Here is a 13,897-nt window from a genome sequence, read left to right on the forward strand (position 1 = left end):
TCTTCAGTCGTCGAAGTGGGTCTTCGAGCCCGCCGTGGACGTCGTGGCCCCCAGTTCCCGCAACACGGCGTAGTCATGAGCGGCGAGCCGCCCGTCGGGCAGGACGTTCAATTGCAGTCTGGAGTCATAGGCGTACGGAACGCTGACCTCCAACTGCGGGGCCGGACGTGCATAGTTGAGCGCGAACGGTCGCATTGGTTCTCCTTGCTCGGTGCTTCGCCGTCAAACGGATCGTGACGCTCCGGCGTCATGGTGCCTGACGGGTCCGCAGGGCTTCCACGGAGATATACGAATCGAACTGCCGAATGGTTGCTTCACGCTGTGTAATCATCCGAGCCGTTCGTCCTCAAGCCCCCGCCCGGCCCGGCCGCTCACTTGATGCATGGGGCACCCATCCGCCTTCTAAGACGTATACCCGGGCCTCGAGGATCCGGTCTTCGGGCGCATTTCAACGCCCCGGCGCATACCTCGCCCACGCGCGCGCCGTACGCGCCCGCGTTACACCTCCGGTGCGCTGATAAACGTCGTCGGCCTCGCGAATCCGCAGGTAGACGATAGATTTCACAGGGACGGCAGCTCCTTCCTGGAACGGGAGTGCACGATGAGCGAGTTGCGACAAGAGGTGGACCCGGCCGAGGTCGGACTCGATCCGGCAGCCCTGCGACGGCTGGACGAATACTTCGCCCGTCTCGTCAACGACGGCCGGTTGCCCGGGTACCTCGTCTCGGTTGCCCGTCACGGCTGTGTCGCACATCTCACTTCGTGCGGCCTCCGAGACCGGGAGGCCGGAGCGCCAGTCGGGACGGACACGATCTGGCGAATCCAGTCGATGACCAAGCCGATCGCGTCCGTGGCGGCGCTGATGCTCAAGGAGGAGGGACTGCTCGACCTCGACGACCCGATCGCCCGCTATCTCCCGGTTTTCGCCGAGCCCCGCGTATACGTCGACGGAAGCGGCCCGGCCCTCAGGACCCGCCCCGCCGAGGGGCCCATCCGCATCCGCCACCTGCTGACCCACACCGCCGGTCTGACCTTCGGCTTCTACCACGCCCATCCCGTCGACGCCGCGTACCGGGCCGCCGGAGTGGAGCGGGCGGAGCCGCCGGACGCGGATCTGGCCGAGGCCTGCGAGCTGTTCGCGGGCCTGCCGCTCCAGTTCGAGCCGGGCACGGAGTGGAACTACTCGGTCGCGACCACCGTTCTCGGGCGCGTGATGGAGGTGGTGTCCGGGCAGCCGCTGGATACGTTCCTCGCCGAGCGGGTCTTCGGGCCGTTGGGGATGGCGGATGCGGGGTTCTGGGTTCCCGAGGACCGGGCGGGCCGGCTGGCCGTGCTGTACGTCGAGAGTGATGGGAGCGAGGGGGGCGACGAGGACGGTGGCGGTAAGGGCAGCATCGTACGAAGCCCTGAGCAGCCCGGACGCAGCCGTCCCCGTCTGCTCTCCGCCAACGGAGGCCTGGTGGCGAGTGCGCGCGACTACCACCGGTTCATGGAATTCCTGCGCCGCGGCGGCGAGTTGGACGGCACCCGACTCCTCTCCCCGCAGACCGTGGCGACCATGCTCTCCAATCACCTCCCCGCCGACCTCCGCACCTTCGGCAGCCCCGTCCACGACTTCCCGGGCAACGCGGGCGTCGGCTTCGGCTTCGGCGTCTCGGTGGTGATCGATCCGGCTCGTACGGAGTCACCGTCCAGCCGCGGCCTGTACGGCTGGTCCGGCGCGTCCGGCACAACCTTCTGGGTCGACCCGCACCGTGACCTGACCGTGCAGTTCATGAGCCAGGTACGGCCCGCGGCGGGGTTGGCGTGGTACGCGGATCTGAGGCGGCTGGGGCATGAAGTGGTCGCCGACTGAGGTGAGTTGAGGACGCCCAGCTCAGTAGAGGTCGGCTGACGGGCTCATTGACTATCGTTGCCCGATCACAAGAAGCGTATGAACGGTGCCTGATGGGCGGGTGTCTTCGAGAGGGCGTGGGATGGACTCGGGGCGGGACGACGGCTGGATACGGGTGCCGATCGGCGACGACGCGGCACGCTGGGCCACACGAGCCGCCGTCCACCCGGTCCTGTTCATCGCCCACAACGTCACGGCGGCCACCCGGCTCCTGGACGTGCTCCCCCTGTTCCACGACGACCTGCGCATCCAGCTCCTTGTCACGACGCCCGGCTCCTCCGCTTTCCGCGCGGGGCTCTCCGAGCTGTTCGCCGACACGGGGATACCTGTGGTGCCGTGGGAGCAGGCGGTCCGTACGCCGGTGAAGTTGGCGATATCGGCAAGCTTTGGCGGCCAACTTGACGCGTTTTCAGGTAAGTTGGCCGTATTGTCCCATGGGATTGGCTACACTAAGAGACTGACTACACCGGGTGCCGGGTGCCGGGTGCCGGGTGCCGGGAGCCGGGAGCCGGGAGCCGGGCACGGACTGGGGTACCGCCCGTCTTCGGGCTTTCTCCTGAGTGGCTGCTCGCCGAGAACGGCACTCCCATCGCCGACGCGCTCGTCCTGTCCCACCCGGAGCAGCGGGAGCGGCTCAGCAGGGCCTGCCCGGAGGCGGTGCACACGGCAGTCCTCGCCGGAGACCCCTGCTTCGACCGCATCCTGGCGGCACGCGAGTACCGCGACCGCTATCGCCGGGCCCTCGGCGTCCACCCCGGCCAGCGGCTCGTCATCCTCAACTCCACCTGGAACACGGAGTCCCTGTTCGGCGACGGGGGCGGCGGAGGCGACGACGTACTGCCCGCCCTCCTCCCCCGGCTGACCTCCGAACTCCCCGCCGACGAGTACCGCATCGCGGCCGTCCTGCACCCCAACATCTGGCACGGCCACGGCCCGGGCCAGATCCGGGCCTGGCTCGACCGCGCCCGCCGCGCCGGCCTCACCCTGATCGACCCGGTCCACGGCTGGCTCCAGGCCCTGCTGGCGGCGGACGCGGTGATCGGCGACCACGGCTCGGTCTCGTACTACGCCGCCGCCCTGGGCACCCCCGTACTCCTCGGCGCCGCGCCCCTCGCAGGACTCGACCCCGACGCCCCGGTCTCCGACTTCATCCAGAAGGCACCCCGCCTCGACCCGACAGCAGCCCTACGCCCCCAACTGGACGAACTCCTCGACCACCACCAACCCGCCCCGGAACCGGCCGAGTTCACCACCTCCATGCCCGGGGAGTCAGCGACCCGCCTGCGCCGCCTCTTCTACGAGCGCATGCACCTTCCGGAACCCCCGCACCCCGCGCTCCTCGAACCCCTCCCCCTCCCGCCGTACGAACCCCCGTCCCGCACCGCCCCGTTCCGCGTGCTTACCCGGCTGCTCGGCGCGGGCGACATCGCGGTCGAGCGCTATGCCGACCCCCGCGCCGAGCCGGCCGCCGACGGCGAGGCGCACACCGCCGTACACGAAGACACCCGCGAACAGGGCCAACTCGCCCTGGCCGACGTCGTGTTCCGCGAGGGCTCCGCCACCGACCCCCGCTTCGTCTCCCCCGCACGGTGGACGGCCGACGTACTCGACCGCCACCCGCACTGCGCGCTGGCGGCGTACATCACCGGCCCCGGCACCTGCACGATCCGCACCAGATCCAGCAGTCCGGGCAGCTCGGGCAGCGCGGGTCAACTGCTCGCCCTCACCGCCGAGTCGACGGCAGACCCCGCGGCCTACGCCTCCGCTCTGCACGCCTGGCTGGCGGCGGGCAAGTCGGTCGAGGAGCTGGTCACCGGGGGTGGCGGGCTGACCGTCCGTACGGGCTCGACCGTCCATCAAGTACGCGTCATCCCTGGCTGAGGCACCGCTCCCGCAGGATGCGCAGATGGGCGAGGTGGTACTCCGCCTTCTCCTCCCCGAGCGCGGCGATCGCCTCGTCGACGAGCGGCAGCGCCTCCTCGAACTCCTCGTCCTCCAGGCGGGTTTCGGCGAGATCGGTCAGCGTTCGCGCGGTGTTGTACGCCTCACCGCTGTCCCGGAAGAAGGCCAGCGCCCGCTCAAGGAACTCCCGTGCCTCCGCACGCCGTTGCAGCCCCCGCAGCGCACGCCCCCTATGCCGGTCCAGCAGGGCGAGGGCACGCGGCAGGTCGGTGGCGCCTTCGTCGCCGTCACCGATGCGGCCGTAGATCGCGTACGACTCCTCGAAGCTGTCGTAGGCCTCCGGGTACCGCCACTGCCGTAGCCGCAACAGCCCCAGGAACTCGACGGCGGAGGCGTGCCCGCGCACATGCCCGGCGCTCCGCTCGTCCCGCGCGGCGGCGACCGCCTCGGCCTCCGCCTCGTCCCACCTGCGCAACTCAGTGAGCGTATGGGCGAGTTGAGCATGCAACGCCCCCGTCTCACGCGTACCGGCGGCATGCTCATCCGCGACCCGTACGGCGATACGCAGGGCCGGCAGGAGTACGTCGTGATGGCCGGCCTTGAGCTGCAGCGGCCACAGCGCCTGTCCGAGCCGTAGGACGGTGTCCCGGTCCCGGAGCTCTTCGGCAAGGCTCATCACGCGTACCAGATTGCCCGCCTCGGCGGCGAGCGCGGCGACCGCCGCACCCCGGTCCGCGAACGGGACCATGCCCTCCACCGGCGCGGGAATCCGCCAACTCTCCGGCAGAGCCGCCCGCGCGGCGCCCACCGCCAACCGCAAATGCGCCTTGACGACCCGGTTCATGGCCGCCGAACAGGCAACGATCCCGTCCTCCCGGGCGGCGACGGCCTCGGCGTGCGCGCGTACGCCGGGCCGGTAGTGATAGCGCCCGTCCCCCACGTGCTCCAGCAGCAGGGATTCGGCGAGGACTTCCAACCACCGCTGTGCATCGGCCGGTTCGACATCGGCGGCATGGGCGGCACTCGCGGCGTCGAAGGCGGGCAGGTCGCACAGGGCAGCCAGTCGGTACAGCCTGGCCGGACCCGGTTCCAGCAGCCGGTACGAGTCCTCGGCCGCGGCACGTACGGGATCGCTGTCCGCCATGGCCGGAGCCTCCTCCAGAGGTGCGGTGAGCCGGGGCGCCGCGGCCCGGATGGCGTACGGCGAACCGCCGCACCGGGCCAGCAGGGAGGGCACCGCGGCACGGGCGGCGGCGAGTTCGGACTTGTCCACCAGGGCGGTGAGCAGCCGCTCGGAGTCGCGTTTGCCGAGCGGGCCCACGGGGATCCGCAAGGCGTCGAGCCCGACCAGCGGATTGCGGGCTCCGACGAGGGTGAACACCTCGAGGGCCGAGCTGATCACGGGCAGGATCTGGGTGGCGGACCGCGCATGGTCGAGGATGACCAGCAGACGCCGGTCGGCTACGTACCGCTGGAACAGTGCCTGGCGTTCGGTGAAGCCCAGCGGCAACTGCGCGTCCGGCAGCCCGAGTTGCCGCAACAGCTCGCCGAGCACCCGTGCCGCATCGAGGGCTGTGCCGGAGCCGCCGCCGCGCAGATCCATGTACATCTGGCCGTCCGGGAAGAACTCGCCCGCCCGCAGCACTCCCCAGTGCCGGGCGAGCGTGGTGATGCCCATGCCCTCCGGTCCGTGCAGGAGAACGAGACGAGGACGCCCATCGGACTTGCGCCGGGCCTCCTCGTCGAGCTGCTTGATCGCTTTGCGCCGGTCGGTGAAGGAGCGGATGGACGCCGGGAGACGGGGGCGCCCGGCCGCCGTCCCGGGCCCTTGCCCTTGCACACCCTCCGCGAACGTCGTCCAGGCCCGAGCCAGTCGCGGATCGTTCCGCAGGCCCTCGGACACCAGTCGCGCCACCGCGTCCACCTCGGCTGGACTCCCCGGCGCGGCCACCTCCCGCCCGGCGATCCTCCGCACCAGCGCCCCGGCGGACTCCCAGGCCCGCTTCCCGGCCTCGTTGGCCATCCCGGCCCCGACGGCCCCGAGCACCCCCGCCACAGCAGCCATCGAAATGGGCTCCACCATGCGAACTCCCCGCTCCCGACACCCTTGGGAAGCAACGGTATCGGGAGCGTGCGTACGCGAAAGACCGTGTCCTGCCTACGAGTTCACGAGCCGTCAGCCTTCTTCTCGTCGATGCTGTCCGTGCTGTCCGTGCTGTCCATACGGAAGTCGATCCCGTCCTGGCGCAGTTCCGCGAGCCATTCCTCGGAGCGCTCCGGTGTTTCGGCCGCACGGCTCAGGCCGGGCGGGAGGGCTCCGGCGAGCACCTTGCGGACGCCCAGTGCCAGCGTGCGCGAGACGCATAGGGCCATCGCGCTCTCCTGGGCGTCGCCCTCCATGTCCAGCAGGTAGCGGCCCGACCAGTTGCGGCCCGTATCCGTGCGTACGTCGAGGGAGACGGCCAGGACGACGCGGTCGCGGTCGGCGTCCGTGGTGGGGTAGCGGGCGGCCAGTTCCTGGGCGAGTGCGGCGATGCGTTCGTCGTCGCCGCGTCGGAGTTCCTCGAAGACGGGTTGCCAGGCGTCGAGCCAGCCGGACAGGCGGAGGGTGCCGCGGATGAAGGTCTGGGGTTTCCACGCCGGAGGCAGGTCGTACTGGTCGACGAACGGGATGCTGTCGCGGTTCGGGTAGACCTCGAAGGGTTCGTCGTCCACCAGGTGGGTGCGGGTGGCTTCCCAGGGGCGGGCGGCTGTCGTCTCCGTGCCGCTCTCGATGTAGCGGGCGAGTGAGCGCAGGGCGTTGAGGACACCTGCCGGGGCCCAGCTGAAGCGGTACTTGAAGTCGTTGGGGATGGCGGGGATGCCGCCGCAGTACGAGGTGAGGTCGGCCTCGGCGGCCGTGTCGGCGCCGATCTCCCTCTGCGCGCGGGCGATGAGGCTGTGGGCGAAGAGGTGGTCGATGCCCGGGTCGAGGCCCGACTCGGTGAGGACGACGATGCCTGCCGCGGTGGCCGCGGGGACATGGTCCAGGACCGCATCGGATACGTAGCTCGAGCAGGCGAAGTGGGCCTGGTGGGCCACGCAGGTAGCCAGCAGGGGCGCGTGTTCCGGGGCCGGGAGCATGGAGATCACGATGTCCCCGGGGGCCAGTTCGGCGGCGAGTGCGGGGAGCGTGTACGCGCGGGGTTCGGCGCGGTCGGTGAGGCCGTGCGCTGCGAGGCTCTGGGCCGCTCGTTCCTCGGTGCGGTGCCACAGGCGTACGCGGTCGGCGGTGTCGCACAGCGCGGCCAGGCCGCTGCCGGTGGACAGGCCCGCGCCGATCCAGTGGACGGTGCCGGACGCGGGCACGACGGCGTTCGCATGCTCAGCCATGGTTGGACTCCCCATTCTCCAGGCCGAGTTCACGGCACGTCTCGTGGAAGCGGTCCAGGCAGCGTCCCCACGGCCCGGCCACCCCGAACTCCATGAGCTGCGGCGTCAGCAAGGCCGAGAAGTCCGTGCTCGCCTCCTCGGGCAGCAGGGACGGCAGGTTGTCGATGGCGATGAGGTCGAGGGCGGGCCGTTCGTGGAGGCGGCGTACGGGGTCCGTCCAGTCGGTGACCGTGTCGTACACCGGAAGAACGTTGTACGGGGAGCCGACGTCGCAGGTCACATCGCACACCGTGCGCAGGCTCCGGCGCGGCTCGTCCAGGTCCTTGTCGGTGAGGAAGGGGGTGACGGGGCCGGTGCTGAGCACGCAGTTGACCATCAACTCGTGGTCCAGCAGGGCCTGTCGGTCCAGGTCGCGGGTCTCGGCGAGGTCCCAGCAAGTGGGGTCGAGCCCGGCCTCCATGAGCGCGGCCCGCGCGCCGCGACCGGAGCGGCCCAGTGCGCCGATCACGAGCGAACTGAACGGGGCGTCGTCCGGGCGGGGTTGGAGTAGCGCGTCCAGGTCGTCCTTCGACGTCGGCTGCAGCGGTGCCGTCAGCCTGCCCCGGTGGTGGAGTACGGCGAGGGCGGCGCCGACATATCCGGCCCAGTAGCCGAAGGCGGCGAGTCGGCGGCCGTGGTCGTCCACCAGGTACTCGAGGTCGAACAGCGCCCCGCCTCCGGCGACGAACCGGCGCAGCAGCGTCTCGGCTCCGGGCTGTCCCTTGTAGGCGTGTCCGAAGAAGACGTGCCGGTGTCGCAACTCGCCCGGTTCTTCGGGGAGTTCCTTGAGGCCGACGACGACCGCGTCGAGCGGTGCGACGGTCCAGGAGTGCGACTCGACGACACGGCACCCGGCCGCCTCGTACGCCTCGACGGGGAAGATCCGCTGCGGGGACCGCTCGACGGTCACCGTCACGCCGTTCTCGACGAGCCGCCGCGCGTCGGACGGCACGATCGGGGTGCGCCGCTCGGTCGTACGGGTCTCGTGGCGCAGCCACAGGTGGAGCTCGGTCATACGCGGTTGACCTCCGGTCGCGGGGCGTCGGCGGCGAACCCTTCGGCACGCAGCGGGGTTGTGTCCACGAAGGGATCATGCCTCATCAGAGGCCCCGTGCCCCAGGCCGGGCTTCCTGGCGGCGTCGATGACCGCCGAGGCCGCGGCGGCGTCGAGTTCGGCCGCCGGCAGCTCGGCCGCCCGCTCGCGGCGAGCGGGGTCGGGCAGCACGCGTGTACGACCCGCAGGTCCCGCACCCGGGCCACCGCCCGCGCTTGAGCCAACGCCTGCGTGCACGGTCGGCGGCGCGGCCGCCGCGTCGTCCGGATTGACGCTGCCGGAGTTGGCGGCGGCCCCCGCACCAGTAGTCAGGGCCAGTTCAGGACCAGTGGATCACCGTGTCCAGATGCGGCAGGTGGTGGTCCATGCGCTCCCGCTTGGTGCGCAGGTAACTGATGTTGTGCTCGCGCGGCGGGATCAGCAGCGGGACGTGCTCGGTGACTTCGATGCCGTGGTGCCGCAGTGCCTCGCTCTTGCGCGGGTTGTTGGAGAGCAGCCGTACGGAGGGCACGTTGAGGTCGTGCAGCATGTCCGCGGCGACGCCGTAGTCGCGGGCGTCCACCGGGAGACCGAGGGCGAGGTTCGCCTCGACCGTGTCCAGGCCCTCCGACTGGAGCTTCATGGCCTGGAGTTTGGCGAGGAGACCGATTCCTCTGCCCTCGTGGCCGCGGAGGTAGAGGAGGATGCCGCGGCCCTCCGCGACTATGGTGCGCAGGGCGGTGGACAGCTGGTCGCCGCACTCGCAGTGCGTGGAGCCGAAGGCGTCTCCGGTGAGGCACTCCGAATGCAGTCGGGTGAGCGTGTCCTCCGTTCCGTCGATATCGCCGTATATGAGGGCCACTTGTTCATCCCCGCGTTCGAGGTCCAAATAGCCGACGGCGTAGAAATCTCCGTACACGGTGTGCAGTTGGAGATCCACCACACGCTGGACACCCGACTGAACGTCTGCTGCCTTGGGGCGGGCACTTCGACCGAGCACGCCTTTGCTTTCCTTCATTTTCTCCTGCATCCAATCTGCCGTTGCCGCGTTAGCCTGCTCTCGTCGGTGCCTACGGAACGAAAGGCCTCAACACCATGACCGGTTCGGGAACACAGCTGACCACCCCCGGCTTGTTGCCGCTGGACACCACGGAGGACGTGAGGGCACGTCGGCCCGGCGTCGCCGTCCTTCCCATCGGCAGCTTCGAACAGCACGGCCCCTTTCTACCGCTGGCCACTGACACCGTCATCGCCTGCACCATCGCCCGCGAGGTCGCCGCCGCGTACCCGGTGCATCTTCTCCCTCCGCTGACCATCGCCTGCTCGCACGAACATGCCGCCTGGCCGGGGACGGTCAGTATTTCCGCGGTGACACTCCACGCGGTGGTACGGGACATAGCCGACTCGCTTCGTCGCTCGGGCATCGACGCCCTGGTACTGGTCAACGGACATGGCGGGAACTACGTGCTGGGCAATGTGGTGCAGGAATCCGCGGGCTGCGGCACGCGCATGGCGCTGTTCCCTGCACCGGAGGACTGGGAGGAGGCGCGACAGCGGGCCGGTGTGCGGACCTCGCTGCTCAGCGATATGCATGCGGGGGAATTGGAGACGTCCGTCCTGCTGCACGCTCATCCGGAAATGGTGCGTCCCGGATATGAGTCCTCCGACTTCCTCGCCGACGACCGACGGCATCTTCTCACCCTCGATATGTCCGCTTACACGGAGTCCGGTGTCATCGGCCGTCCTTCGCTGGCTACCGCCGAAAAAGGCAAGGAGCTGCTGGCGGGCCTGGTGGACTGCTTCGGTTCGTATTTCTCGATCCTCAAGCCGGAAGCGGCGAATTCCGCTCCGGCCGAGGACGCCATGCAGAAGGGGGCCGGGCCGGACGGCACGGAGAGCAGCAGGCCCTGACCGTGCGCTGCGTCCTCCGCGTATCCCGCGTTCGCCGGTGGTGAGCGCGGGACATGGCCGTTGTGGCGCTGCGGCACGGCCTTCTCGTACGAGGGTTGGGGGCGCCGCAGGCCCATGGCCCACCGTGCGACGAGTACGCCGATGCCGGGCAGGCTCGCCACGAGGCTGAGCACTCCGTAGACGACGGCGACCGAGAGGCCGGTGCTCGCGCCGAGTCCGGCGGCGCCGAAGGCCCAGGCGGTGGCGCCTTCGCGGGGGCCCCAGCCGCCGACGTTCAGCGGGAGTCCCATGGCCAGGAGGGCGAGCACCGCCAGGGGCAGCAACACGACTGGGGACGCGTCGGATCCCGCGACCCTGGCGGCGAGCAGGAACATCACGAGGTGGCCCGCCAGCACGACGGCCGACGAGACGACGACACCTGGCCAGGTGTGGCGGGCCACCAGTCCTTCACGCGCCTCGGTGAGCGCGTTGCGCAGGCGGGGCATGCGTCGCGACGAGGGCGACGAGCCCTTCAGCCGTACCGCGACCACGGCCGCGATCATCGCGGCGAGCGCCAGCGCGATGGCGGACGCCTCGACGAGGTGCCGGGTCTGGGCCTGCACCGGCGAGGGCAGCGTCAGCAGGACGACCCCGCCGGCGGCCATCAGCGCCACCTGGCCCGCGACCCGCTCGAGGACGACGGCGCGTACGCCCCGGCCGAGGTCACCGGCGCTCTGTCCGTGCCGTACGGCGCGGTGCACATCGCCGAGTACGCCGCCGGGCAGCGCCGCGTTCAGGAACAGGGAGCGGTAGTAGTCCGCGACGGCCGGACCCAGCGGCAGCCGGATCCTCAGCCCGCGGGCCACCAGGCACCAGCGCCAGGCGCTGAACACCGTGGTGACCACGCCGATGCCGAGGGCCGCCAGCACGGTGGGCCCGTCGACCCGGCGCAGTCCGTCCACGAAGACGCCGGTGCCCATTCGCCAGACGAGGACGCTGAGAATGACGACGCCCGCGACGGTGCCGAAGTGGGTGCGCACGGCGCGGGAGTTGATACGCGCCCAGAGCGTACGAAGGGTGCGGCGCGCGTCCGTGACCGGCTTGGGAGCCCGGGCCGCCCGTGCGCCCCGTATCGCCTGCTCGTCGCCGCCGTCCAGGACCGGCCTCGGCTCGGCCCGGACGGCGCGGGGCTGCGCGTCGGCTGCCACCGCCTGCGCACTCATGCCGCTCCTCCCGTCGGACGGGCCAGAGCGAGGAGGTCGCTGTGGTGCACCACGACCCTCAACTCGCCCGCCGCGCACTGCGCGAGCCGCTCCCGCAGATAGGCGCCCGCGCGCTCGGCGAGTTCGGGGCGCTCCTCGACGGCCGCGCCGACCCAGCCGCGCAGCCACTCCGCCGTCAGCGCGGACTCGTCGGGGCCGAGCCGCCAGGCGCTGGGGTGCACTCGTACGGTCGCGCCGTGCCGGGCGAAGGCGTCGCAGGCGATGGTGACCGCGTCGGGTCCGAGCAGGTCGCCGCGGCGCTGGTGGGCGTTGAACGCCTCGGTGATCTCGTCGTCCAGCGGGTTGGCGGGCGTGAGTTCGACGCGCCCCACGACCGACAGGGTCAGCAGGGCGGGGCAGCCGGCTCCGGCGCAGGCCGCGGCGAGCGCCTCGATCTGCTCGGCGGTGAGTACGTCGAGCAGGGCGGAGGCGGTCACCAGCGAGGCGCCGGCCAGCGCGTCCGCGGTCAGCCGGGAGACATCGCCGCGCTGCGTCTCGACGGTGACGCGGCTGCCGTCGGCGGCCGTACGGGGCGAGCCGACGGCCGCGAAGTGCAGCAGATACGGGTCGTGGTCGTTCAGCACCCAGTGCTGGGGGCCGTCGAGCCGCGGGGCGAGCCAGCGGCCCATGGAGCCGGTGCCGCAGCCGAGGTCGTGGATGATCAGGCCGTTGGACCGGCGCTGCGGCAGGTTCGCGAGCCGGATCCGCAGCGGGTCGAGGAGCTCGACCGACCGCGCGGCGGCGTCGGCGGGCTCGCGCAGCTGCAGCCACTCGGGGGCGTACCGCGTCACATCCTCGTCGGTTTCCGTGTCGGCGCCGCGCCTGCGGTCACCCAGCCGGATCGTTCCCACCTCGGGCGCCGGGACCTTCGTCGTCGCGCGTCCGGGCGGCGTCATGCTCGTACTCACGCTGCCCCCTTCCTTTCGTCCCGACCAAGTCGCCCCAGCACACCGGCCAGGCTCCGGGCCGTCGCGGCCCAGCCGTCCAGTGCGGCCCTGCGTCCGCGGGCGGAGGCCCGCAGCCGGCGTCGTACATCGGCGTCCGTGAACCAGCCGCGCAGTTCCGCCGCGAGTGCCGCCGCGTTCTCCGGCGGTACGAGGACGCCGGGCATCCCGCCGTCGGGAGCGCGCCCGACCGCCTCGGGGAGCCCGCCGACGTCCGTGGCCAGGACGGGGATGCCCCGGGCCAGCGCTTCGGTGACGGCCATGCCGTACGTCTCCGCGTACGAGGTCAGCACCATGAGGTCCGCGGAGGAGTAGCTCGCGTCGAGTTCCGCTCCGGCCTGCGGGCCTACGAGTTGCAGCCGGTCGCCGATGCCGTGGAGGTCGATGAGTTCCCTCAGTTCGGCGACATAGCCGGGGTCCTGGCCCAGGCCGCCGACGCAGACGCAGCTCCAGTTCAGGTCGGTGAGGGTCGCGAGGGCCTCGACGAGGACGTGCTGCGCCTTGCGCGGCGTGACGGAGGCGACGCACAGCAGCCGCGAGACGCCGTCGGTGCCGGCGGCCAGGGGCGCGATGTCGGCGCCGGGAGCGGCGACGTGGACCCGGTCGGGGGCCAGCCCGTGGTGGGCGACCAGCCTGCGGGCGGCCCACTCGCTGGTGGCCACGATCGCGGGCACGGAGCGCAGCGTACGGCGCTCGCGGGCGTCGAGTTCCGCCGCGAGGCCGGGGTCGAGGCCCGTCTCGTCGCCGAGCGGCAGATGGACCAGGACGACCAGGCGCAGCCGCTCGGTCTCCGCGGCGATGATCTCGGGGGCGGCGCAGGCGACGAGTCCGTCGAGGAGTACGCGGCTGCCGTCCGGGATCTCACCGAGGGTGCGGGCCAGTTCCGCGCGGGCGGCGGCTCCGGGCCGGGGCCAGCTGCCGTCGATCGCGTGCTTGTGGACCTGCCAGCCGAAGGCGGGAAGGTCGAGGCAGACCCGGGCGTCGTAGGTGTTGCCGCCGCTGGGCTTGCTCGGGTCGTCCACTGTGCCGGGCATCACGAAGTGCATGGCGCGCAGGGACATGGGGATGATGTCGGCGTGCTTGTTCACAGCGCACGCTCGTAACTCGCCCAGGCGATGTGCGACTCGTGCAGGGTGACCGTGATGCCGGACAGTCCGCGGGCGCCCTCGCCCAGCGCTCCCTTGTGCACCTTCTCCGCGAGCCGGTCGGCGATGACCTTGGCCAGGAACTCCGTGGAGGTGTTGGTGTTGGCGAAGTCGGGCTCGTTGTCGAGGTTGCGGTAGTTCAACTCGCTGACCACCCCGCCCAGTTCCTGTGTGGCCAGTCCGATGTCGACGACGATGTTGTCGTCGTCCAGCTCTGCGCGGCGGAAGGTGGCGTCCACGAGGAACGTCGCGCCGTGCAGGCGCTGCGCGGGTCCGAAGACCTCCCCGCGGAAGCTGTGGGCGATCATGAGGTGATCGCGGACGGTGATGCTGAACAACGGACGACCCTCCAGGTGCGGCGCGTCTGATCCCTCTGCCGGGCGTGCCGTGTAGTACGGCAGGTCCGTTCTCCGTGT

Annotated in this window: 12 protein-coding genes and 1 pseudogene; 3 read left to right on the forward strand and 10 right to left on the reverse strand. The window is 71.1% G+C overall.

What is annotated here, in order from left to right:
- Window positions 1-3: 3 nt before the first annotated feature.
- Window positions 4-195: a putative ATP-grasp-modified RiPP gene (gene tgmA, locus ACQEVY_RS07720; protein ID WP_165339315.1), complete on the reverse strand. Its 192-nt coding sequence runs from the start codon at window positions 193-195 to the stop codon at window positions 4-6.
- Between the two features lie 406 nt (window positions 196-601).
- On the opposite strand from tgmA, the gene ACQEVY_RS07725 reads away from it, so the two are divergent.
- Entirely contained in the window at window positions 602-1,855 is a 1,254-nt protein-coding gene (locus ACQEVY_RS07725) for a serine hydrolase domain-containing protein (protein WP_432946169.1), read from the forward strand.
- A gap of 516 nt (window positions 1,856-2,371) precedes the next feature.
- A complete protein-coding gene (locus ACQEVY_RS07730) occupies window positions 2,372-3,775 on the forward strand; it encodes a hypothetical protein (RefSeq protein ID WP_432946171.1) in 1,404 nt (467 codons plus the stop codon).
- Here ACQEVY_RS07730 and ACQEVY_RS07735 read toward each other — a convergent pair.
- From ACQEVY_RS07735 to ribA, 5 genes are all read right to left on the reverse strand, one after another.
- Complete coding sequence (locus tag ACQEVY_RS07735; RefSeq protein WP_432946173.1) at window positions 3,762-5,879, reverse strand: tetratricopeptide repeat protein; 2,118 nt, start codon at window positions 5,877-5,879, stop codon at window positions 3,762-3,764. The two genes, ACQEVY_RS07730 and ACQEVY_RS07735, sit on opposite strands and share 14 nt — an antisense overlap.
- Window positions 5,880-5,962: 83 nt before the next feature.
- Window positions 5,963-7,168, reverse strand: a complete 1,206-nt coding sequence (locus ACQEVY_RS07740; protein ID WP_432946175.1) for a saccharopine dehydrogenase family protein — start codon at window positions 7,166-7,168, stop codon at window positions 5,963-5,965.
- Window positions 7,161-8,222 (reverse strand): saccharopine dehydrogenase, encoded by a 1,062-nt coding sequence (locus ACQEVY_RS07745; RefSeq protein WP_432946177.1) that lies wholly within the window; start codon window positions 8,220-8,222, stop codon window positions 7,161-7,163. Before ACQEVY_RS07745 ends, ACQEVY_RS07740 begins: the two co-directional genes overlap by 8 nt.
- A 75-nt stretch (window positions 8,223-8,297) precedes the next feature.
- The gene (locus ACQEVY_RS07750; RefSeq protein WP_432946179.1) at window positions 8,298-8,432 is read right to left on the reverse strand and encodes a hypothetical protein; all 135 of its coding nucleotides are present in this window, start codon (window positions 8,430-8,432) and stop codon (window positions 8,298-8,300) included.
- 148 nt (window positions 8,433-8,580) lie between these two features.
- Window positions 8,581-9,258, reverse strand: coding sequence for a GTP cyclohydrolase II (gene ribA / locus ACQEVY_RS07755; RefSeq protein ID WP_432946181.1), 678 nt, complete (start codon window positions 9,256-9,258; stop codon window positions 8,581-8,583).
- Window positions 9,259-9,335: 77 nt separating this feature from the next.
- Between ribA and ACQEVY_RS07760 the strand changes: the two genes are divergently transcribed.
- Window positions 9,336-10,151, forward strand: coding sequence for a creatininase family protein (locus ACQEVY_RS07760; protein ID WP_432946183.1), 816 nt, complete (start codon window positions 9,336-9,338; stop codon window positions 10,149-10,151).
- 203 nt (window positions 10,152-10,354) lie between these two features.
- On the opposite strand, the pseudogene ACQEVY_RS07765 reads toward ACQEVY_RS07760, so the two are convergent.
- From ACQEVY_RS07765 to ACQEVY_RS07780, 4 genes and pseudogenes are all read right to left on the reverse strand, one after another.
- Window positions 10,355-11,353: pseudogene (locus tag ACQEVY_RS07765) on the reverse strand (lysylphosphatidylglycerol synthase transmembrane domain-containing protein); the annotation flags it as partial.
- Window positions 11,350-12,288, reverse strand: coding sequence for a class I SAM-dependent methyltransferase (locus ACQEVY_RS07770; RefSeq protein WP_432955110.1), 939 nt, complete (start codon window positions 12,286-12,288; stop codon window positions 11,350-11,352). The pseudogene ACQEVY_RS07765 and the gene ACQEVY_RS07770, both read right to left, overlap by 4 nt.
- Window positions 12,289-12,296: 8 nt before the next feature.
- Window positions 12,297-13,397 carry a glycosyltransferase family 4 protein gene (locus ACQEVY_RS07775; RefSeq protein WP_432955112.1) on the reverse strand — a complete coding sequence of 367 codons (1,101 nt, stop codon included), beginning with the start codon at window positions 13,395-13,397 and terminating at the stop codon, window positions 12,297-12,299.
- A gap of 23 nt (window positions 13,398-13,420) precedes the next feature.
- Window positions 13,421-13,819, reverse strand: coding sequence for a 6-pyruvoyl trahydropterin synthase family protein (locus ACQEVY_RS07780; protein ID WP_165339306.1), 399 nt, complete (start codon window positions 13,817-13,819; stop codon window positions 13,421-13,423).
- Window positions 13,820-13,897 lie beyond the last annotated feature (78 nt).

The sequence above is a fragment of the Streptomyces sp. CA-288835 genome, assembly GCF_050936385.1.
Lineage (GTDB): Bacteria > Actinomycetota > Actinomycetes > Streptomycetales > Streptomycetaceae > Streptomyces.

Excerpts from the sequence above, each read along its gene's own strand:
- tgmA (WP_165339315.1), bottom strand. The coding sequence starts at position 195 with ATGCGACCGTTCGCGCTCAACTATGCACGTCCGGCCCCGCAGTTGGAG.
- ACQEVY_RS07725 (WP_432946169.1), top strand. The coding sequence starts at position 602 with ATGAGCGAGTTGCGACAAGAGGTGGACCCGGCCGAGGTCGGACTCGAT.
- ACQEVY_RS07735 (WP_432946173.1), bottom strand. The coding sequence starts at position 5,879 with ATGGTGGAGCCCATTTCGATGGCTGCTGTGGCGGGGGTGCTCGGGGCC.
- ACQEVY_RS07740 (WP_432946175.1), bottom strand. The coding sequence starts at position 7,168 with ATGGCTGAGCATGCGAACGCCGTCGTGCCCGCGTCCGGCACCGTCCAC.
- ACQEVY_RS07745 (WP_432946177.1), bottom strand. The coding sequence starts at position 8,222 with ATGACCGAGCTCCACCTGTGGCTGCGCCACGAGACCCGTACGACCGAG.
- ribA (WP_432946181.1), bottom strand. The coding sequence starts at position 9,258 with ATGAAGGAAAGCAAAGGCGTGCTCGGTCGAAGTGCCCGCCCCAAGGCA.
- ACQEVY_RS07760 (WP_432946183.1), top strand. The coding sequence starts at position 9,336 with ATGACCGGTTCGGGAACACAGCTGACCACCCCCGGCTTGTTGCCGCTG.
- ACQEVY_RS07770 (WP_432955110.1), bottom strand. The coding sequence starts at position 12,288 with ATGACGCCGCCCGGACGCGCGACGACGAAGGTCCCGGCGCCCGAGGTG.
- ACQEVY_RS07775 (WP_432955112.1), bottom strand. The coding sequence starts at position 13,397 with ATGTCCCTGCGCGCCATGCACTTCGTGATGCCCGGCACAGTGGACGAC.